Raw genomic sequence first — 280 nt, 5'->3', positions numbered from 1 at the left:
TTGGGCTTACGGCGTGGGAGCTTTTCACTCCCATTATCGCTACTCATGTCAGCATTCGCACTTCTGATACCTCCAGCATCCTTTACAAGACACCTTCGCAGGCTTACAGAACGCTCTCCTACCATATGGATTAAGGTACAAGTACCGAAAAACATATCCGCAGCTTCGGTGACTGGCTTAGCCCCGTTACATCTTCCGCGCAGGACGACTCGATCAGTGAGCTATTACGCTTTCTTTAAATGATGGCTGCTTCTAAGCCAACATCCTGACTGTTTTAGCC

1 rRNA gene is annotated in these 280 nt (G+C 48.6%); it reads right to left on the bottom strand.

What is annotated here, in order from left to right:
• Positions 1-280, bottom strand: a 23S ribosomal RNA gene (locus F2P45_RS35215); the annotation flags it as partial.

It is taken from the genome of Massilia mucilaginosa (assembly GCF_011682145.1).
Lineage (GTDB): Bacteria > Pseudomonadota > Gammaproteobacteria > Burkholderiales > Burkholderiaceae_D > Telluria_A > Telluria_A mucilaginosa.
The sequence above is the reverse complement of the archived record's forward strand: the minus strand, read 5'-3'. Positions and strand labels throughout refer to the sequence as shown.